20 protein-coding genes are annotated in these 17,323 nt (G+C 61.7%); 1 reads left to right on the top strand and 19 read right to left on the bottom strand.

Going from position 1 to position 17,323, the window contains the following annotated elements:
* Positions 1 to 92: 92 nt before the first annotated feature.
* The 18 genes from KI242_RS09415 to KI242_RS09330 form a co-directional block, all read right to left on the bottom strand.
* Positions 93 to 1,091: an ADP-ribosylglycohydrolase family protein gene (locus tag KI242_RS09415; protein ID WP_212806066.1), complete on the bottom strand. Its 999-nt coding sequence runs from the start codon at positions 1,089 to 1,091 to the stop codon at positions 93 to 95.
* Entirely contained in the window at positions 1,088 to 1,801 is a 714-nt protein-coding gene (locus KI242_RS09410) for a GntR family transcriptional regulator (protein WP_041116805.1), read from the bottom strand. Before KI242_RS09410 ends, KI242_RS09415 begins: the two co-directional genes overlap by 4 nt.
* Before the next feature lie 70 nt (positions 1,802 to 1,871).
* Positions 1,872 to 2,435: a DUF1285 domain-containing protein gene (locus tag KI242_RS09405; protein WP_041116803.1), complete on the bottom strand. Its 564-nt coding sequence runs from the start codon at positions 2,433 to 2,435 to the stop codon at positions 1,872 to 1,874.
* Positions 2,436 to 2,457: 22 nt separating this feature from the next.
* Positions 2,458 to 3,060 (bottom strand): DUF4823 domain-containing protein, encoded by a 603-nt coding sequence (locus tag KI242_RS09400; protein WP_011060127.1) that lies wholly within the window; start codon positions 3,058 to 3,060, stop codon positions 2,458 to 2,460.
* 100 nt (positions 3,061 to 3,160) lie between these two features.
* Positions 3,161 to 4,129, bottom strand: a complete 969-nt coding sequence (locus KI242_RS09395; RefSeq protein WP_011060126.1) for a radical SAM protein — start codon at positions 4,127 to 4,129, stop codon at positions 3,161 to 3,163.
* Positions 4,130 to 4,268: 139 nt separating this feature from the next.
* Positions 4,269 to 4,907: a TetR/AcrR family transcriptional regulator gene (locus tag KI242_RS09390; protein WP_011060125.1), complete on the bottom strand. Its 639-nt coding sequence runs from the start codon at positions 4,905 to 4,907 to the stop codon at positions 4,269 to 4,271.
* Positions 4,908 to 5,718: 811 nt separating this feature from the next.
* A complete protein-coding gene (locus KI242_RS09385; RefSeq protein WP_011060124.1) occupies positions 5,719 to 6,504 on the bottom strand; it encodes a TatD family hydrolase in 786 nt (261 codons plus the stop codon).
* 84 nt (positions 6,505 to 6,588) lie between these two features.
* Positions 6,589 to 7,575 carry a DNA polymerase III subunit delta' gene (locus tag KI242_RS09380; protein WP_011060123.1) on the bottom strand — a complete coding sequence of 329 codons (987 nt, stop codon included), beginning with the start codon at positions 7,573 to 7,575 and terminating at the stop codon, positions 6,589 to 6,591.
* Positions 7,568 to 8,200: a dTMP kinase gene (gene tmk / locus KI242_RS09375; RefSeq protein WP_077933615.1), complete on the bottom strand. Its 633-nt coding sequence runs from the start codon at positions 8,198 to 8,200 to the stop codon at positions 7,568 to 7,570. The genes KI242_RS09380 and tmk overlap by 8 nt, the downstream gene beginning before the upstream one ends.
* A 19-nt stretch (positions 8,201 to 8,219) precedes the next feature.
* Entirely contained in the window at positions 8,220 to 9,419 is a 1,200-nt protein-coding gene (gene mltG, locus KI242_RS09370) for an endolytic transglycosylase MltG (RefSeq protein WP_212806065.1), read from the bottom strand.
* A gap of 3 nt (positions 9,420 to 9,422) precedes the next feature.
* Positions 9,423 to 10,238 (bottom strand): aminodeoxychorismate lyase, encoded by an 816-nt coding sequence (gene pabC, locus KI242_RS09365; protein ID WP_019092971.1) that lies wholly within the window; start codon positions 10,236 to 10,238, stop codon positions 9,423 to 9,425.
* Complete coding sequence (gene fabF, locus KI242_RS09360; protein ID WP_011060119.1) at positions 10,238 to 11,482, bottom strand: beta-ketoacyl-ACP synthase II; 1,245 nt, start codon at positions 11,480 to 11,482, stop codon at positions 10,238 to 10,240. The genes pabC and fabF overlap by 1 nt, the downstream gene beginning before the upstream one ends.
* Before the next feature lie 110 nt (positions 11,483 to 11,592).
* Entirely contained in the window at positions 11,593 to 11,829 is a 237-nt protein-coding gene (acpP, locus tag KI242_RS09355) for an acyl carrier protein (RefSeq protein WP_003175607.1), read from the bottom strand.
* A 196-nt stretch (positions 11,830 to 12,025) separates the two neighbouring features.
* The gene (gene fabG, locus KI242_RS09350) at positions 12,026 to 12,766 is read right to left on the bottom strand and encodes a 3-oxoacyl-ACP reductase FabG (RefSeq protein WP_011060118.1); all 741 of its coding nucleotides are present in this window, start codon (positions 12,764 to 12,766) and stop codon (positions 12,026 to 12,028) included.
* Positions 12,767 to 12,782: 16 nt separating this feature from the next.
* Positions 12,783 to 13,721, bottom strand: coding sequence for an ACP S-malonyltransferase (fabD, locus tag KI242_RS09345; RefSeq protein ID WP_011060117.1), 939 nt, complete (start codon positions 13,719 to 13,721; stop codon positions 12,783 to 12,785).
* A gap of 126 nt (positions 13,722 to 13,847) precedes the next feature.
* A complete protein-coding gene (gene plsX / locus KI242_RS09340) occupies positions 13,848 to 14,858 on the bottom strand; it encodes a phosphate acyltransferase PlsX (protein WP_072451636.1) in 1,011 nt (336 codons plus the stop codon).
* A gap of 3 nt (positions 14,859 to 14,861) precedes the next feature.
* Positions 14,862 to 15,044 (bottom strand): 50S ribosomal protein L32, encoded by a 183-nt coding sequence (gene rpmF / locus KI242_RS09335; RefSeq protein ID WP_003179396.1) that lies wholly within the window; start codon positions 15,042 to 15,044, stop codon positions 14,862 to 14,864.
* A gap of 13 nt (positions 15,045 to 15,057) precedes the next feature.
* Positions 15,058 to 15,585 (bottom strand): YceD family protein, encoded by a 528-nt coding sequence (locus KI242_RS09330; protein ID WP_011060115.1) that lies wholly within the window; start codon positions 15,583 to 15,585, stop codon positions 15,058 to 15,060.
* A gap of 105 nt (positions 15,586 to 15,690) precedes the next feature.
* Here KI242_RS09330 and KI242_RS09325 point away from each other — a divergent pair, with 105 nt between their 5' ends.
* Positions 15,691 to 16,269: a nucleoside triphosphate pyrophosphatase gene (locus KI242_RS09325; RefSeq protein ID WP_053157011.1), complete on the top strand. Its 579-nt coding sequence runs from the start codon at positions 15,691 to 15,693 to the stop codon at positions 16,267 to 16,269.
* 53 nt (positions 16,270 to 16,322) lie between these two features.
* Here KI242_RS09325 and sppA read toward each other — a convergent pair whose 3' ends face one another.
* Positions 16,323 to 17,312 (bottom strand): signal peptide peptidase SppA, encoded by a 990-nt coding sequence (gene sppA / locus KI242_RS09320; protein WP_011060113.1) that lies wholly within the window; start codon positions 17,310 to 17,312, stop codon positions 16,323 to 16,325.
* Between the last annotated feature and the right edge of the window lie 11 nt (positions 17,313 to 17,323).

The following is a 17,323-nucleotide window of genomic DNA, read 5'->3' as shown; positions in this document are numbered from 1 at the left end:
CACAGAACATCCCGGCATTCCTGGCCGTGTCATAGCTTTCCATAGCGATCGGCAACATGGCCGCACACCGCGGCCTGTACCTTAAAGGCGGCTCAACGCAGCGCCAGCAGCTGTTCCACCAGAGGCTGCAGGTCCAGCTCATTGACCTTTCGCACCTGCCCGATCAGTTCGCCAGGCCAGATCTCCATCCCCAGGCAAGCGCCGAGCATGGCACCGAGAATCGCCGCGATAGTATCGGTGTCGCCCCCAAGGCCCGCGGCCATGCACAGTGCCTCGAAGGCCGGCAATTGCCCCAGGGCCACTTGTCGGGCCAGGGCGAAACTCACCACCACCGACTCCTGGGAAGCCACCGAGGTGCCGATCAGCTCGTAGAGCATCCGCGCAAAGCCTTCCCGGTCGCCGTCGACACGCAGGGTGCCGGTCCAGTCCAAGCGAGCACCGATGGTGGCACCCGCTACCCAGTGCCCCTGGGCCTGGGCCTGCCAGGCGACCTGCACACCAAGTGCCAAGGCTTCGGCCAGAGGCTGGCCGTTGATTCCGGCGGACACCACCGCCGCCACCGCCGCCGCGCTGGCAATGCCCAGGCTGGTGTTGTGCGTCACCTGGCAGGCCTCGACCACCGCCTGCAGAAAGGTCTCGGGCCGAGCCACATCGGCGGCGATGCCCACCGGCGTGATGCGCATGGCGGCGCCATTGGTGGTGCCATAGCGGCCCGCCTCCTCCACGGACTCCCCGGCGAGGATCATTTCAATGGCGCGTTTGGTGGAAGGTCCCAGCAGATCCTGGGAACCCTTGGCCTGCATCTGCGCCTCCCACTCGATCAGGCTCTGGGCCAGGGCCGCCGGAGCGATCCGGCCTTGCCCCCGGACCAACAGGCGAGCCACCAGGATCGCCTGCTCAGTATCGTCGGTAATGGAGCCCCGGGGCATGTTCGCGGCAATCGGCTGGTCCGGGCCGGCGTCCTCCAGGGTGCGGATGACGCCGAAGCGCTGCTGGATCTGTTCCCGACTCAAGGATTGGGTCGGCATGCCCAGCGCATCGCCCAGGGCTAGCCCGTAGAAGGCGCCCAGGGCGCGCTGCAATGCATTCACCGCGGCTCTCCGAACTGCAGGTGCATGCGAAAATGCTGCGGGTCCAGCAGGCTTTCGACCTGCTCCATAAAGCGCCCCTGGCGGTCGTAGGTGGTACGCAGGGCCTTGAGGAAGACTTCGCCCGGAGCACGTCCGAGCAATTGGGCATCTTCAGCATTCAAGGGCTCGGCGCCGATCCACTGATCGCCGCGCTCACCGATATAGCCGTAGGCGGCCAGGGTAATGGTCAGGGAATCATCGATCAGGCCGACCCGAGGCAGGCCTTCCAGCTCGCCGGAAGCCGGGATCAGAGAGCGCTCCAGGGACAGCACCCGGCCATCGGTGCTGCGGCGCCGGCGATCGAGGGCGATGAACTGGTCGGTGCCCAGGCGATGCTTGAGGTCCGGGCGCTGGATCGCTTCCAGGCGCAGCACCTCGGTGTTGACCAGCGCACCGCTGTCGGCCAGGGCCTGGGCCCAGCCATGATGCTGATCCAGGGCAACACCGTCGAAGGTGACGATGGAGCCTACGCCGCTTTGCGTGGCGATGTAGTTGCGTCGCTTGAGCTCGGCCAGGGCCTCGCGCAAGGTGCCGCGGCTGACACCGAATTCTTCGGCCAACTGATGCTCGCCCGGCAGCTGAAAGCCGTCCTCCAACAGACCGCTTTCAATACGCCGGATCAACTCGTCGACCACCCTTGTTTTCTTATCGAATCGGACACGTTTGATCATGTCCGGCTTGATACATGAAAGGCCCGAGCCAGAGCAAGAAATATCTTCTTACAGCCGTCTGAAACGCCCGTCAGGGTTCAAGACCAATGGGAAAGAACACCCCGCAACTCCACACCCCCAGCCAATTCTGGCCGTCGATCTGGCGGGTCTGCGCCAGCTCCACCAGTTGGTAGAAGACGTTGCGATGGATCAGCGCTTCAAGATTGTGTCGAACCAGGATGTAAGGCGCCGGTTCCTGGGTCAGGGTGTCGATCACCACCCGCAGCGGGTGCTCGTCATTGGCGAGCACCTGCTCCTCGACGTTGGTAGAAAAGCGCAGCACCTGAGCCTCGCCCTGCCCTTCGACCTCCAGGGTCACGGCGACGAAGGGTGCATCGTCGACCTTGATGCCGACCTTCTCCACCGGAGTGATGAGGAAATAGTCATCGCCATCGCGGCGAATGATGGTGGAGAACAGCTTGACCATGGGTTTGCGGCCGATCGGCGTACCCAGGTAATACCAGGTGCCGTCGCGGGCGATGCGCATGTCGATATCGCCGCAGAAGTCGGGGTTCCACAGGTGGACCGGCGGCAGGCCTTTTTCAGCCTTGGGAATCTGCGCCAACAGGTCGTTGGCCTTGCCTGGACCACTCATACCGCTCTCCTCCCTCAATCAATCAGTCGCTCAGGCCCAGCAGGCCGCGCGCGTATTGCTGCAACGGCGGACCAAGCAGATCCTGTGGCTTGTTGTCGTGGAACGTCAGTAAACCGCCACGGCTGCGAATCCGCGCGGAATCGATCAGGTACTGGGTACTGGTTTCGATCAACATGATCTGGATGGTACTGGTATCCACCCCTAGGCGGTCCACGGCTTCCTGATCCAGCCACTCGTCAGAGTTACCGATACGGTCATCGGCCTTGGCGAAACGGGCGTAGAGCAGATAGTGCGCCCCCGCTTCCCGGGCTTCGGCCATGGCTTCATTCAGGCCCTCGGGCGCCTTGGCCCGACGCACCATGGGGAAATACTCGACAAAGCCGTTGAAGGCTTCCTCGGCTACCACGTTGGGCCGCGGATAAGCGCCACCCGGCGGTACGAAATGCCCCTGGGCAATGAAAATGAACGAATCCGGCTGAATGCGGAACGAGCTGGTGCGGCGTGTATCACTGTGATCGAGCACCCCCGCATCACTCAGGTGATAGCGCACCCCTTCGCCCATATCACTGACATTCATGCAGCCGCCGAGTGCCAAAAAGGCCAGCAGCAAAACCAGGCTACGCATCCTACCCTCCAAAATCCGGTGACGGAAAACCGGCGAATGGCCACGGGATGCAGCTTCCGCGCCAGCTCCGCCAAGGAAGGGAATTCGTCGGCAAAGCACCTCAGCCGCCAATGATCTTCATCACCGTGGCTCCACCGGAAAAGGCCAGCTCCTGCTTGTCCCCCAAGGCCTTGACCAGCAGCCGCTGCAAGGCCGGCAGAGCCTGATGGCGCGGCTTGTCCAGCAGGTCGCCGACATAGTGACGATTGCTCGAAGAAAGGCAGCCGTGCAGCCAGCCCGTGGAGGACAGCCGCAAACGCGAGCAGGTGCGGCAGAACGGCACGCTTTCGTTGGCGATCACGCCGAAATGACCGTGCCCGGGAATGGCGTAGCGCACCGCGGTAGCATCCACCGGCGCATCGGCCTGAAGGTATTCGTAGCGCTGGCCGATCAGGTCCAGCAACTGTTGCAGGCTGACAAACTGCTGCAGGAAAGCGTTGCCATCATTGGCCAGGTGGCCCATGCGCATCAGCTCGATGAAACGCAGCTCGTAACCCCGTTCCAGGCAGTAATCCAGCAACGGCATCACCTGATCCAGGTTCTGCCCGCGCAACGGCACCATGTTGACCTTGATCTTCAAACCGGCACTGCGGGCTTGCTGCATGCCATCGAGCACCGTGGCCAGGTCGCCGCCACGGGCAATGCTGCGAAAGGCCGTCGCATCCAGGGTATCGAGGGAAACGTTGATCCGGCGGATACCGGCCTCCACCAGCAACGGCAGCTTGCGCGCAAGCAATTGGCCATTGGTGGTCAGGCTGATGTCGTCCAGCCCCATGCGCCCCACCGCGCCCATGAAGGCTTCCAGCTTGGGACTGACCAGGGGTTCGCCACCGGTGATGCGCAAGCGCTCGATGCCCGCCGCTTCCATCAGGTACGCCACGCCGCGAGCCATTGCCTCGGCCGACAACTCATCCTGGGCAGCCACCAGCCGCTTGCCGTTGGGCACGCAGTAGGTACAGGCGTAGTTGCAGGCAGACGTCAGACTGATCCGCAAGTTGCGAAAGCGCCTGCCTTGACGATCAACGATCATGGATGACTCCGGCGTAGGAAGGGAGAACCGGGCAAAACCTGACCCAAAAATCAGGTTTTGGCAAGTCCCATGCCTGAGTATATTCCTCGGACACTGCGCCATACAGTTTGTCGATGGCGCAATACAGCGGCTGAATGCCTTAGCTGTTCGAGGTGTCGGGGTCGCGCTTGCGCTTGTTGCCCATGCGCACACCGATGTCCATCAGGAACTGGAAGAAGCCTTCCTGATCTTCCAGCACATTGCTCCAGAACGGCGAGTGGTACAGCGCAACCGCACCATGCACCAGCGCCCACGAGGCACAGTAGTGGAAGTATGGCGGCACGTCTTCAAGCTTGCCTTCACTGATGCGACCCTTGATCAGCAGGGTCAGGCGCTCGAAGTTGGACGCGCGGATCTTGTGCAGTTCCTCGACCATCTCCGGCACCTGGTTGCCCTTGACCACCTTCTCTTCCAGGCGGTCGAACAACCGATAGCGCTGCGGGTCACGCATGCGGAATTCGAAGTAGGCCCGGGACAGGGCTTCCTTGTCCTTGTCGACGTCGGCCGAGTGCAGCAGCTCGTTCAGGTCGCGCTCGTAGTCGAGCATCAGGCGCAGGTAGATCTCCGCCTTGGACTTGAAATGCTTATAGATGGTCCCTTTGCCGATACCCACGGCATCCGCAATCATCTCGACGGTGACACTGTCTTCACCTTGTTCGAGGAACAGCTTGAGCGCGGTATCGAGAATTTCTTGCTCGCGGCGACGAAACTCACGGACCTTACGAGGTTCTTTCTGCATAAGAAAAGGTCTGTTCGGGGTCAAAATCGAAGCCGCGTATTATGCCTAACTTGCGCCAAAATGCACGGATCATCCATCGTTGCTGGTGTTTCTGGCGCAAAAGCCGCCCCGTCAGAACCTTCCAGACAGGCGCCAAAAGCCAGGGAAATCCCGTGAATACGGGGCCGGGCCAGGGTTCAAATAGCAAACTTCCACAGCCGCCAAGCTCCGGATCAGACCGCGAAGTCTGGTTTTTCCCGCACCCAGCACCCTGGATTGCCCCACGCCCTGCGTGCGACGCAAAGGCCTCGATAAGTCGCAATTCCATCATTGCCCGGCTGATTCGTCGCTCAGTGGGGGCCAATGCAACTGCCGTCCCACAGCATCAGAGAAGCCCTAGAAGAGCGGAAGAATAATCCGAAAGTATCGATGGCGTTGATAACTGCCAGCCGGGCAGGTACAGCAAACTGCAACAGATTATGTAGGCAACTTTCAGGAAAATTCGGCTATTTTTAGTCTTATCAGCTAAAAATCAGGTGATATTCAGCGATCGCGTCGAAAACTGCGATACAGGCAACCCAAATGAGAACTCAAGCGAAGCGCGCGTATTCCAAATTTGTTTAAAAAACGAGCAGGGGCAACTGGACTGAATGCAATAGTGATCAATACTTCAACTGTCGGCGGGACATCTCCCCCAAGTGAAACGCCGATCAAGGTACCGAAGGACCGCGTGCCTTAGTTTTACTCCTAATGGTCTTAACCCGGATTCACCCCCCAGAACCCGGGTTTTTTTTGCCCGCCATTCAGCGCCAGTGCACCGTGCGACCCAGGCTCAGCCCTTGACCCGCGCCAAGGGGAACAGACGCTTGAAGTTGGCCGTGGTCTGCTGGGCAAAGGCTTCATAGCTTTCGCCCCGCAGCATCGCCAGGAACTCCGCCACCTCGCGCACGTACTGCGGCAGGTTGGGCTTGCCACGATAGGGGATCGGCGCCAGGTAAGGCGAATCGGTCTCCACCAGCAGGCGGTCGGCCGGCACCTGTCGGGCCACGTCCCGCAGGGCATCGGCATTGCGGAAGGTGACAATCCCCGAGAGGGAAATATAGAAACCCAGGTCCAGGGCCGCCTTGGCCATTTCCCAGTCTTCGGTGAAGCAATGCAGCACACCGGCATTGGGCAATGCCGCCTCGCGCAGCAGTGCCAGGGTGTCGGCGCGGGCGCCACGGGTGTGCACCACCACCGGTTTGCCGGTCTGCTGGGCGGCCTGTAGATGCAGGCGGAAGGATTCCTGCTGCAGCTCGGCGGCTTCCGGCTCGTAGTGATAGTCCAGGCCAGTCTCGCCAATGGCCACTACCCGGGGGTGATTCAGTTCATCCAGCAGCCAGTCCAGGGCCGGCGCTGCGCCGGGCTGCACATCCAGCGGATGCACGCCCACCGAGCAGTCGACATCGTCATAACGATCGGCCAGGGCCTTGACGTCCGCCGCGTTGTCGGCGCTGACACCGATGCACAGGAAGTGCCCTACCCCCCGCTGGCGGGCAGCAGCCAGCGCGGCATCCAGGGAGCCGTCATGAGCGGCGAGATCGAGGCGGTCAAGGTGGCAATGGGAATCTACGAGCATAGGAGGCTACAACTACATCCGATCAATGAAAGGCCCGGGTTGTGGCGCCCGGGCGGAAACAACGCTGAGTCTAGGCGCTGCGGGTCAATTCTGGGTAGGCAGGGCCGCCCACTGCACCAGCAAGGCTTCCAGCAACAGCACGCGGTTGAGGTTGGCCTTGCTCAGGACCTTCTGGCGCTGGGCCAGGATCCAGTCCTGGATGTTCAGCACCTTGGCCTGGGCGGACTTCTGCGCCAGGTATTGCAGCACCTTGCGCATGTCTTGCAGACCCAGTCCCTGCTCATCCTGGGTCAGTTGATAACGCAGGACCAGGTTCGACCAGTCGCAGAACCAGTCGAACAGCAGCAACAAGGGAATGGCACTCCAGGATTCGGCCAGTTGCGTGGGCGACTGCTGCTGTTTCAGCAGCTTCTTCACCCCTTCCACCACTTGCGCCCGCTGCTCGCGAACACCCTGGGCCTGCAGGCTGACCGCTGCCAGCGGCGAACCGGCAGCCAGGGTCAAGAGCTCCACCCGCTCCTCCTCGGAGCAATCAGGCAGGGCCTGGGCCAGCCACTCAAGGCTCATGGCCTCGCTGGGCAGCGGGCAGGCCTGCTGCACGCAACGGCTCTTGATCGTGGGCAACAACCGGCTGGGCTGGTGGCTTACCAGCAACAGCACAGTGTTGCCGGAAGGCTCCTCGAGACTCTTGAGCAGGGCGTTGGCGGCGTTGATATTCATCGACTCCACCGGCTCGATCAGCACCACCTTGCGCCCCCCCAACTGGGCGGTCTGGACCACGAAGCTCACCAGTTCGCGGACCTGGTCGACCTTGATCGCCTTGTCCGCTTCCTCCGGCTCCAGCACGTAGTTGTCCGGGTGGCTGCCGGCCAGCAGCAACAGGCAGGACTTGCATTGGCCACAGGCGTCCAGGCCTTCCGGGCGCTGGCACAGCAAGCGCGCCATCAGCCGCTCGGCCAGGGCCCGCTTGCCGATACCCGCTGGGCCATGCAACAGGTAGGCATGGGCATGCTGGGTACGCCCCGCCAATTGCTGCCAGAGGCTGTCCTGCCAGGGGAAGACTTCAGCCACGGGCGCGCTCCAGCAACTGCGGCAACAAGCTGTCCAGGGACTGCTGGACCTGGGCCAGGGGCTGCGCCGCATCCACCAGCACATAACGCTGCGGCGCCGCTGCGGCGCGGGCCAGGAAGGCTTCGCGAACCGTCTCGAAGAAGGCCTGGCCTTCCTGCTCGAAGCGATCCAGCCGGCCACGAGCACTGGCTCGCGCCAGGCCGACATCCACCGGCAGGTCGAAGACCAGGGTCAGGTCGGGGCGCAACTCGCCCTGGACGAAATCCTCCAGCGCAGCAATGCGCGCAAGGCTCAGGCCGCGGCCCGCGCCCTGGTAGGCGTAAGTGGAGTCGGTGAAGCGGTCGCACAGCACCACCGCACCGCGCTCCAGGGCCGGACGAATCACCGTTGCCAGGTGCTGGGCACGCGCGGCGAACACCAGCAACAGCTCGGTATCGGCATTCATGACCTCTTCCAACGGGGTCAGCAGCACATCGCGAATCCGCTCGGCCAGCGGCGTGCCGCCGGGTTCACGGGTCAACAGCACCTCGATCCCCGCAGCGCGCAGGCGCTCGGCGAGGTACTCGCGATTGGTGCTTTTGCCCGCGCCTTCCGGGCCTTCCAGGGTAATAAACAAGCCAGTCACGGGCAGTCCTTAATCAATGTCATTGCGGGCTTTTCGCCGCGGGCTCGGGCACAGGCTCGGCAGGAGCCGGAGTCGCAGCCGGCTCGGGCGCAGCTTGCGGGGCGCTTGCCGGAGCCGTCTCCGGGCCAGGGGCTGCAGGCGTCTGCGGCGCCGGACCTACCGCTTCGGGGACCGCTGGCGTGGCGGCTGGAGCCGGGCTGGAACGGTAGTCGGCGCGACGCTTGAGCTGAAACTCGCGCACCGCGCTGTTGTGGGCATCCAGGTCATCGGAGAACACATGGCTGCCGTCGCCCCGCGCGACAAAATACAGGCTCTTGCCGGGCACCGGGTTGAGGGCGGCGTGGATCGCCTCGCGTCCGACCATGGCGATCGGCGTCGGCGGCAGGCCGGCAATCACGTAGGTGTTATAGGGTGTGGCTTCCTTGAGATGAGCCCGGGTCAACTTGCCGGTGTAACGCTCACCGAGGCCGTAGATCACCGTAGGATCGGTCTGCAGCAGCATGCCAATCTGCATGCGACGCACGAACACGCCTGCGATCTGCCCACGTTCCTGGGGTACACCGGTTTCCTTCTCCACCAGCGAGGCCATGATCAGCGCCTGATAAGGGTCGCTGTAAGGCGCATCGTCGGCACGCTTGCTCCACTCCTTGGCCAGCACATCGTCCAGGCGGTCGTAGGCTTTTTCCAGGAGTTCGGCGTCGGTCATGCCCCGAACGAAACGATAGGTGTCAGGGAAGAAACGCCCTTCAGGGAAAACCCCGGGATGCCCGAGCTTTTCCATCACCTGGCTATCGCTGAGCCCCGTCAGGGTCTGCTGCAATTTTTCGCTCTTGGCCAGGGCGCTGCGTACCTGGCGGAAATTCCAGCCTTCCACCAGGGTCAGGCTGTACTGCACCACCTCACCGCGCTGCCAGAGGCCGATCAGGCCTTCGGCGGTCATGCCTGGGGTCATGCGGTACTCGCCGCTGTGCAGAGGCTGGCCCGCCATATTGAAGCGCCAGTACAGGCGCAGCCAGAAGGCATCATCGAGCACACCCTCGGCTTGCAGACGATTGAAGGTGCCGGTGGGCGTCGAGCCGGCGGGAACATCGAGCAACTGTTCCTGGCTCAGGTTAAGCGGTTGTTCCAGGGCCGAGTACAGTTTCCAGGCACTCGCACCCAACAGCAGTCCTGCCAGGACCAGTCCGGTTTCCAGCAGGAGCAGTAATTTACGTCTCACGAATCAAGCATCCAGTAGTGCGCGGGTAATGCCCTGCAGTTTACGGGTGAGCGCACCCGCCGACCAGCTCATCCCGGCACAGCCAAGCACTGGCCAGACGCCATAGACACTGTTGCAGACAAAGACTTCATCAGCCTGTTGCAGTTGATCGAGACTGATATCCCCGACTTGCGCGGGGATGCCCAATGACTCGGCCTGAAACAATATTTCAGCGCGCATCACCCCGGCCACGCCGCAGCGCCCCAGGTCAGCCGTCAGCAGCCGCCCCTGGCTGACCAGGAACAGGTTGCTGAACACGCCTTCGATAACTCGCCCAGAGGTATCTCGCATCAAGCCTTCGGCATGCTCGGCATCACGCCACTCGGCACGAGCCAGAACCTGCTCCAGACGATTGAGGTGCTTGAGACCGGCCAGCAGCGGCTGCTCGGCCAGGCGCGTGGTACAGGGAAACAGACGAATGCCTTGCTCGGCATGGGCCAGGGGATACACCGGCAATGCGGAGCCCTGGAGAATCCGCCGTGCAGCGGTTGCAGGATCGGCGGCATAGCCGCGCTGGCTGTCGCCCCGGGTCAGGATCAGCTTGAGCACACCCTCCCCCAAAGCCGCCGCATAAGCCTGCAGCTCACTGCGGATCAGGGCTTGATCCGCCGTCAGCGCCAGGCGCCGGCATCCTTCGGCCAGACGCTGCAGATGCCGCTCCAGCAGCTGCGGGCGCCCGGATTTGACGGCAATGGTCTCGAACAGACCATCACCGTAAGCCAGGCCGCGGTCCTTGAGCGACAGTGCGTCAGCCGGCTGACCGTCGACCCAGCTGTGCATCACTCGGAGAACCGGCGGAACACCAGGGAGCCGTTGGTGCCACCAAAACCGAAGGAGTTGGACAGCACTACGTCGATGTCCATGCTGCGCGCGGTGTGCGGCACGAAATCGAGGTCGCAGCCTTCATCCGGCTCATCCAGGTTGATGGTGGGCGGCGCGGCCTGGCTGTTGATTGCCAGCACACTGAAGATCGCCTCGATCGCCCCCGCGGCACCCAGCAGGTGACCCGTCATGGACTTGGTGGAACTGACCGCCAGCTTGTAGGCGTGATCGCCGAACACGCTCTTGATCGCTTCGGCCTCGGCCAGGTCGCCGGCCGGAGTCGAAGTGCCATGGGCGTTGATGTACTGCACCTGGTCCACGTTGAGCTTGGCGTCGCGCAGGGCATTGGCGATGCAGCGCGCAGCACCGGCACCATCGGCGGGAGGCGACGTCATGTGATAGGCGTCACCGCTCATGCCGAAGCCGATCAGCTCCGCATAGATGGTGGCCCCACGAGCCTTGGCGTGCTCCAGCTCTTCCAGAACCAGGGCGCCGGCGCCGTCGGACAGGACGAAGCCATCACGTCCCTTGTCCCAGGGACGGCTGGCGCGGGTCGGCTCGTCGTTGCGGGTCGACAGTGCACGGGACGCGCCGAAGCCGCCCATGCCCAGGCCACAGGCAGCCATTTCAGCACCGCCCGCGATCATCACGTCGGCTTCGCCGTAGGCGATGTTGCGCGCAGCCATGCCGATGCAGTGGGTACCGGTGGTGCATGCAGTGGAAATGGCGTAGTTCGGCCCCTGGGCACCCAAGTGGATGGACAGGAAACCGGAAATCATGTTGATGATCGAGCCAGGCACGAAGAACGGAGAAATCCGTCGTGGGCCGGAATCGTGCAGGATGCGGCTGGTTTCCTCGATATTGGTCAAACCGCCAATACCCGAGCCCATGGCCACGCCGATGCGTTCACGGTTGGCATCGGTGACTTCCAGACCGGCGTTGCGTACCGCCTGGAAACCGGCTGCCAGGCCGTATTGAATGAACAGGTCGAGTTTGCGGGCCTCTTTGACCGACAGGTATTCCTCGACATTGAAGCCCTTTACCGAGCCGCCAAAACGGGTGGAATAGGCAGAAAGGTCGGTGTGTTCGATCAGACCGATGCCACTTTGGCCAGCCAGAATGCCCTGCCAGCTGCTTGGCACATCCGTACCCAGTGGCGACAACATACCCATACCGGTGACTACGACGCGTCTACGCGACACAGCACTCTCCTTTTTCTAATGACGACACTTTGTATCAGGCCTAAAGAAAAAACCGCACGCCGTAACGGCAGTGCGGTTTTTCCATGACAGCAAAAGACGACTACAAACGATTAAGCCTGGTGGCTGGTAACGTAGTCGATAGCTGCTTGAACGGTAGTGATCTTTTCAGCTTCTTCGTCAGGGATTTCGGTCTCGAATTCCTCTTCCAGAGCCATCACCAGCTCAACGGTGTCAAGGGAGTCGGCACCCAGGTCTTCAACGAAGGAAGCGGTGTTAACAACTTCTTCTTCTTTAACGCCCAGTTGCTCAGCAACGATTTTCTTGACGCGCTCTTCGATGGTGCTCATACCTTGTTTTCACTCCTAATGGACAAATTCAGGCAGCTGGCCAGTGGGTAAGTGTATAGAAAGGCTTTTCAGCTTTTCAACTGAAAGCTTTGTCCCTCAAACCCTTTGGCCATCTGCCTATAAATTGATTGCAGCTTTATAACGGATTTTAGACAGCTCGTATGACATTTTTTTGAAGCAATCCGTCACATTTGACTCACATATACATCCCGCCGTTGACCGGGATTGTAGCCCCAGTAACGTATGCCGCACCGTCGGATGCCAGAAAAGCGACCACTTGCGCGATCTCTTGAGCCTGGCCCAGACGACCCAGCGGAATTTGCGTCAGCAGCGCTTCACGCTGCGCTTCCGGCAGTTCGCGGGTCATATCGGTGTCGATAAAACCTGGAGCAACCGAGTTCACCGTGATCGACCGCGAACCCACTTCACGGGCCAGGGCACGGCTGAAACCTTCGAGACCGGCCTTGGCGGCCGCGTAGTTTACTTGGCCTGCGTTGCCCATGGCACCCACAACCGAGCCAATACTGATAATTCGACCCCAACGAGCCTTGGTCATGCCACGCAGAACGCCCTTGGACAGGCGATACAGGCTGTTCAGGTTGGTATCGACCACGTCGTACCATTCGTCATCTTTCATGCGCATCATCAGGTTGTCGCGAGTGATGCCGGCGTTGTTCACCAGGATCGCCGGCGCACCGAACTGCTCGGTGATGCTGGCCAGGACTGCAGCCACGGACTCGTCACTGGTAACGTTCAGCTCAAGGCCGGTGCCCTGGATGCCATTTTCCTTGAGGGTGGCAGCAATGCGCTCGGCACCCGAAGCGGACGTGGCGGTACCCACCACGGTGGCGCCCATACGCCCCAGCTCAAGCGCGATGGCCTGGCCGATACCACGGCTGGCGCCGGTCACCAGTGCAACTTTACCTTGCAGACTCATGCAAGCTTCTCCTAGTTCAGGCCAACGCTGCACGGGCGGCAGCGAAAGCATCTGGGGTGTTCAGGTTAGAGGTCGACACGCCTTCGGCGCAGCGCTTGTTGAGGCCGGCCAGGACCTTGCCCGGGCCGCACTCGACCAGCTCGGTGGCGCCATTGGCTGCCAGAGTCTGGACCGACTCGACCCAACGCACCGGCTTGTACAACTGCTCCAGCAGGTCGCGCTTGAGGGTGTCCAGGTCGGCGGCCACAGCGGCACTGACGTTCTGTACCAATGGAATCTGCGGCGCCTGCCAGTTGATCGCAGCGATCGACTCGGCAAAGCGCTCGGCGGCCGGGCGCATCAGCTCACAGTGGGAAGGCACGCTGACCGGCAGCGGCATGGCGCGCTTGGCGCCCCGCGCCTTGCAGCCCTCGATGGCGCGATCCACAGCCGCCTTGGCTCCGGCGATCACCACCTGGCCAGGGGAGTTGTAGTTCACGGCGCTGACCACCTCGCCCTGCGCGGCTTCAGCACAGGCGGCGACCACATCGGCATCTTCCAGGCCGAGAATTGCAGCCATGCCGCCCTGCCCTGCCGGCACGGCTTCCTGCATCAACTGGCCACGACGCTCGACCAGCTTGGCCGCTTCACCCAGGGTCAGGCTGCCAGCGGCGACCAGAGCACTGTATTCACCCAGGCTGTGACCGGCGACGAAAGCCGGGCGCGCGCCACCTTCGGCCAGCCATACACGCCACAGGGCGATGGACGCGGTGAGGATGGCCGGCTGGGTCTTGTCGGTTTGATTGAGCAGCTCTGCAGGACCTTCCTGGGTCAGAGCCCAGAGGTCGTAGCCCAGAGCATCGGAGGCTTCTTTGAACGTATCGAGGATCAGTGGGTACTGCGCGCCCAGCTCGGCCAACATGCCGAGGGACTGCGAGCCCTGTCCTGGAAAGACGAATGCGAGGGATGCAGACATGTAACAAGCCCCTAATGATCTTGTCGTCGGAGAATTGACGTCACACCGTGGTGGACGCAAGAAACTGACAGTTGGATGGCCAATTGAACTGAGCGGTCACATTTAAGCACTCCACAGGGAAAACGCCTAAAGCAACAAGTCTTCAAGACGCCCATGCAAGCGGCGCGGCAGGTCTTCCTGGATCTCGATCAACGCCCGCTGAATGGCACTCTGGAAACCTTGAACGCCTGCAGAACCATGGCTCTTCACCACGATCCCCTGCAAGCCGAGGAAACTCGCACCGTTGTGCCGCGCCGGCGCCAGATCCGCCTGCAACCTGCGCATCAGCGGCAAGGCTAGTGCCCCAACAGCCCGGGACAGCAGATTCTGCCTGAACAAGGCTTCTATACGAGCGGCGATCATGGTCGCCAGCCCCTCGCTGGACTTGAGCAGGATGTTGCCGACAAAACCGTCGCACACCACCACGTCCGCCTCGCCCCGATACAACCCATCGCCCTCGACGAAACCGATGTAGTTGAGGCCGCGGGCCTGCTGCAGCAAGCTCGCCGCCAGCTTGACCTGCTGGTTGCCCTTGATGTCCTCGGTGCCGATATTCAGCAAGGCCACCCGCGGCCGCACGATGCCCAGGGTTTCCGCCGCAACCGAGCCCATGATGGCGAACTGCAACAGGTGCTCGGCACTGCAATCGACGTTGGCTCCCAGATCCAGCAATTGGCAATAGCCACGCTGAGTCGGGATGGCAGCCACCATCGCCGGCCGATCGATTCCGGGCAGGGTTTTCAGCACATAACGCGACAGCGCCATCAGCGCACCGGTATTACCGGCACTGACGCAGGCCTGGACCTTCTCATCGCGCAACAGCTCAAGGGCCACCCGCATCGAAGAGTCCGGCTTGCCCCGCAGGGCCTGGGAAGGCTTTTCGTCCATGGTGATCACCTCGCTTGCGGGGGTAATCGTCAGGCGCGCGCGATCCACAGCCGTTTGACCGGAAATCAGTTCTTCAAGAAGGGAGGGTTGACCAACCAGGGTCAGGTGCAGCGAGGGGGTAGCAGACAGACAAGCAATACTCGCCTGAACAATGCTGCGGGGACCGAAGTCCCCGCCCATTGCGTCAATCGCGATGACTTGAGCAGACAAGGATTACTCGTCAGCGCCCTTGTCGATCACTTTACGACCACGGTATACGCCTTCTGGCGATACGTGGTGACGCAGGTGAACTTCACCGGTGGTCTTTTCTACGGACAGGGTGCTAGCCTCGAGAGCATCGTGGGAACGACGCATGTCACGGGCAGAGCGGGATTTTTTGTTCTGCTGAACAGCCATAATTGATTAACTCCTAAACGTTTGGGTCACGCTTTAACTGCGCCAATACACTGAACGGGTTGGACCGCGTTACCTCGTCCTCGCTCGGTTCGGGCTCATCGAGCCCCGCCGGCTGCTGGCATTCTTCCGGATGATGAGCAGGCACGATTGGCAAGGCAAGCAAAAGCTCTTCCTCGACCAACGCCTGCAGATCCAAAGGATCTTCGCCCAGTTCCAGCACGTCATAACCTTTCGGCAACGACTGGGTATTCGCACCCTCCTTCACCACAGCGTAACTGCACTCACTGTGGATCGGCAGGGTGACCAGCTCAAGACAACGCTGGCAAACCATTTTGACTTCGACGTCGATGGAGCTGTGGATAACTACAGCTTTACGCTCGTCACGCTCGAAAACGAATTTAGCCTGCACCGTACCGACATTGTCGGAAAGCGGGTCGCAGAGTCTCTCCAAATCGGCCAGCAGCAGTTCACCTTGAAGGGTGGTGCCACGGTCAGCCAATTTGCGCGGGTCAACGTGAGGTGGAATCGGGTCATTCAACATAGGCGCAGCATTATAGGGATGCCCCAGGCCATGTCAAAGGAAATTCAGCCCTGTCCGTCACTTGCAAGCCTCGCTAGAATTCCCGGCCTGCCTCAGGAGACGCACATGCTGCCTTTATTACTCGCCTCAAGCTCGGCCTACCGCCGGGAATTGCTGTCCCGCCTGCGCCTGCCCTTCACCTGCAGCTCTCCTGACATCGACGAAAGCCATCGTCCCGGAGAGCCTGCCACGGCCCTGGTGAAACGCCTGGCCGAGGAAAAGGCCCGCGCCCTGGCAAGCAGCCATCCAGCACACCTGATCATCGGTTCCGACCAGGTCGCGGTGCTCGGCGAGCGCATCATCGGCAAACCCCATACCTTCGAAAAAGCCCGCCAGCAACTGCTGGACGCCAGCGGCGCCAGTGTGACCTTCCTCACCGGCCTGGCCCTGCTCAACAGCCAGACCGGCCACTGCCAGGTCGACTGCGTCCCGTTCACGGTCAACATGCGCACCCTGGACAGCACCCGCATCGAACGCTACCTGCACGCCGAACAGCCCTATGATTGCGCCGGCAGCTTCAAGGCCGAAGGCCTGGGGGTCAGCCTGTTCCAGAGCACCGCCGGCAGCGACGCCACCAGCCTTATAGGCCTGCCACTGATCCGCCTCGTGGACATGCTGCTGACCGAGGGCGTAGAGACACCCTGAGCCGCCATAAAAAAGCCGGCACTCAAGCCGGCTTTTTATTGAGCAACACCCGATCAGCGCAAGGTTGGGCCCTGAAAGCCCATCCACATGGCGATCTGCTCTGCCACGCTGGCACCGAGCTTCTTCGAGAAGCGATCAAATGGCGATTCCTGGACGGTAAAGTCCACCACCTCTTTCTCGCCAATCACATCCCGCGCCACCGAACTGGTATTGCCCAGGCCATCGATCAACCCCAATTGCAGCGCCTGCTCGCCCGACCACACCAGGCCGGAGAACAGCTCCGGATGCTCCTTGTCCTTCAGGCGATCGCCACGGCCCTGCTTGACGCTGGCAATGAACTGGCGATGAGTGGTGTCCAGCACGCCCTGCCAGAACTGGGTCTCTTCAGGCTTTTGCGGCTGGAACGGATCCAGGAACGACTTGTGCTCGCCCGAGGTATAGGTGCGACGCTCAACCCCCAGCTTCTCCATGGTACCGACAAAGCCGTAGCCGGCCGCCGTCACACCAATGGAACCCACCAGGCTCGCCTTGTCGGCATAAATCTCGTCAGCAGCGCTGGCGATGTAGTAAGCACCCGACGCCCCGAGATCCGAGATCACCGCGTAGACCTTGGTGTCCTTGTGCAAAGCCCGCAGACGACGGATCTCGTCATAGACGTAGCCGGACTGCACCGGGCTGCCGCCAGGGCTGTTGATACGCAGCACAATGCCCTTGACCTTGGGATCATCGAACGCAGTACGCAGGCTGCCGACAATATTGTCAGCACTGGCCGATTCCTTGTCGGCAATCACCCCCGTGACATCGATCACCGCGGTGTAGCTACCGCCACGAGTGGCATTCTTTTCCATGGTCATCAGCGGCGTGAACAACGCCAGCGCCGCGAACAGGTAAACAAAGGTCAACAGCTTGAAGAAAATGCCCCAGCGCCGCGAGCGACGCTGTTCCTGGACACTGGCCAACAGCGTCTTCTCCAGCAGTTTCCAGCTTTTATCATCACCACCTTCAGCGCCCGCCTTGCTCGGCGCCTTCCATTCGTCGGTCATGCCTGCTACCC

It is taken from the genome of Pseudomonas sp. Eqa60, from assembly GCF_018326405.1.
GTDB lineage: Bacteria > Pseudomonadota > Gammaproteobacteria > Pseudomonadales > Pseudomonadaceae > Aquipseudomonas > Aquipseudomonas protegens.
This window is presented reverse-complemented; position numbering and strand designations above follow the sequence as displayed.

Bases quoted from the DNA above. Each gene is read 5' to 3' on its own strand.
- KI242_RS09405 (WP_041116803.1), bottom strand. From the start codon at position 2,435: ATGAGTGGTCCAGGCAAGGCCAACGACCTGTTGGCGCAGATTCCCAAG.
- KI242_RS09385 (WP_011060124.1), bottom strand. From the start codon at position 6,504: ATGCTCGTAGATTCCCATTGCCACCTTGACCGCCTCGATCTCGCCGCT.
- KI242_RS09410 (WP_041116805.1), bottom strand. From the start codon at position 1,801: ATGATCAAACGTGTCCGATTCGATAAGAAAACAAGGGTGGTCGACGAG.
- KI242_RS09400 (WP_011060127.1), bottom strand. From the start codon at position 3,060: ATGCGTAGCCTGGTTTTGCTGCTGGCCTTTTTGGCACTCGGCGGCTGC.
- KI242_RS09325 (WP_053157011.1), top strand. From the start codon at position 15,691: ATGCTGCCTTTATTACTCGCCTCAAGCTCGGCCTACCGCCGGGAATTG.
- KI242_RS09395 (WP_011060126.1), bottom strand. From the start codon at position 4,129: ATGATCGTTGATCGTCAAGGCAGGCGCTTTCGCAACTTGCGGATCAGT.
- KI242_RS09390 (WP_011060125.1), bottom strand. From the start codon at position 4,907: ATGCAGAAAGAACCTCGTAAGGTCCGTGAGTTTCGTCGCCGCGAGCAA.
- fabD (WP_011060117.1), bottom strand. From the start codon at position 13,721: ATGTCTGCATCCCTCGCATTCGTCTTTCCAGGACAGGGCTCGCAGTCC.
- sppA (WP_011060113.1), bottom strand. From the start codon at position 17,312: ATGACCGACGAATGGAAGGCGCCGAGCAAGGCGGGCGCTGAAGGTGGT.
- pabC (WP_019092971.1), bottom strand. From the start codon at position 10,238: ATGCACAGCTGGGTCGACGGTCAGCCGGCTGACGCACTGTCGCTCAAG.
- rpmF (WP_003179396.1), bottom strand. From the start codon at position 15,044: ATGGCTGTTCAGCAGAACAAAAAATCCCGCTCTGCCCGTGACATGCGT.
- acpP (WP_003175607.1), bottom strand. From the start codon at position 11,829: ATGAGCACCATCGAAGAGCGCGTCAAGAAAATCGTTGCTGAGCAACTG.
- fabG (WP_011060118.1), bottom strand. From the start codon at position 12,766: ATGAGTCTGCAAGGTAAAGTTGCACTGGTGACCGGCGCCAGCCGTGGT.
- KI242_RS09330 (WP_011060115.1), bottom strand. From the start codon at position 15,585: ATGTTGAATGACCCGATTCCACCTCACGTTGACCCGCGCAAATTGGCT.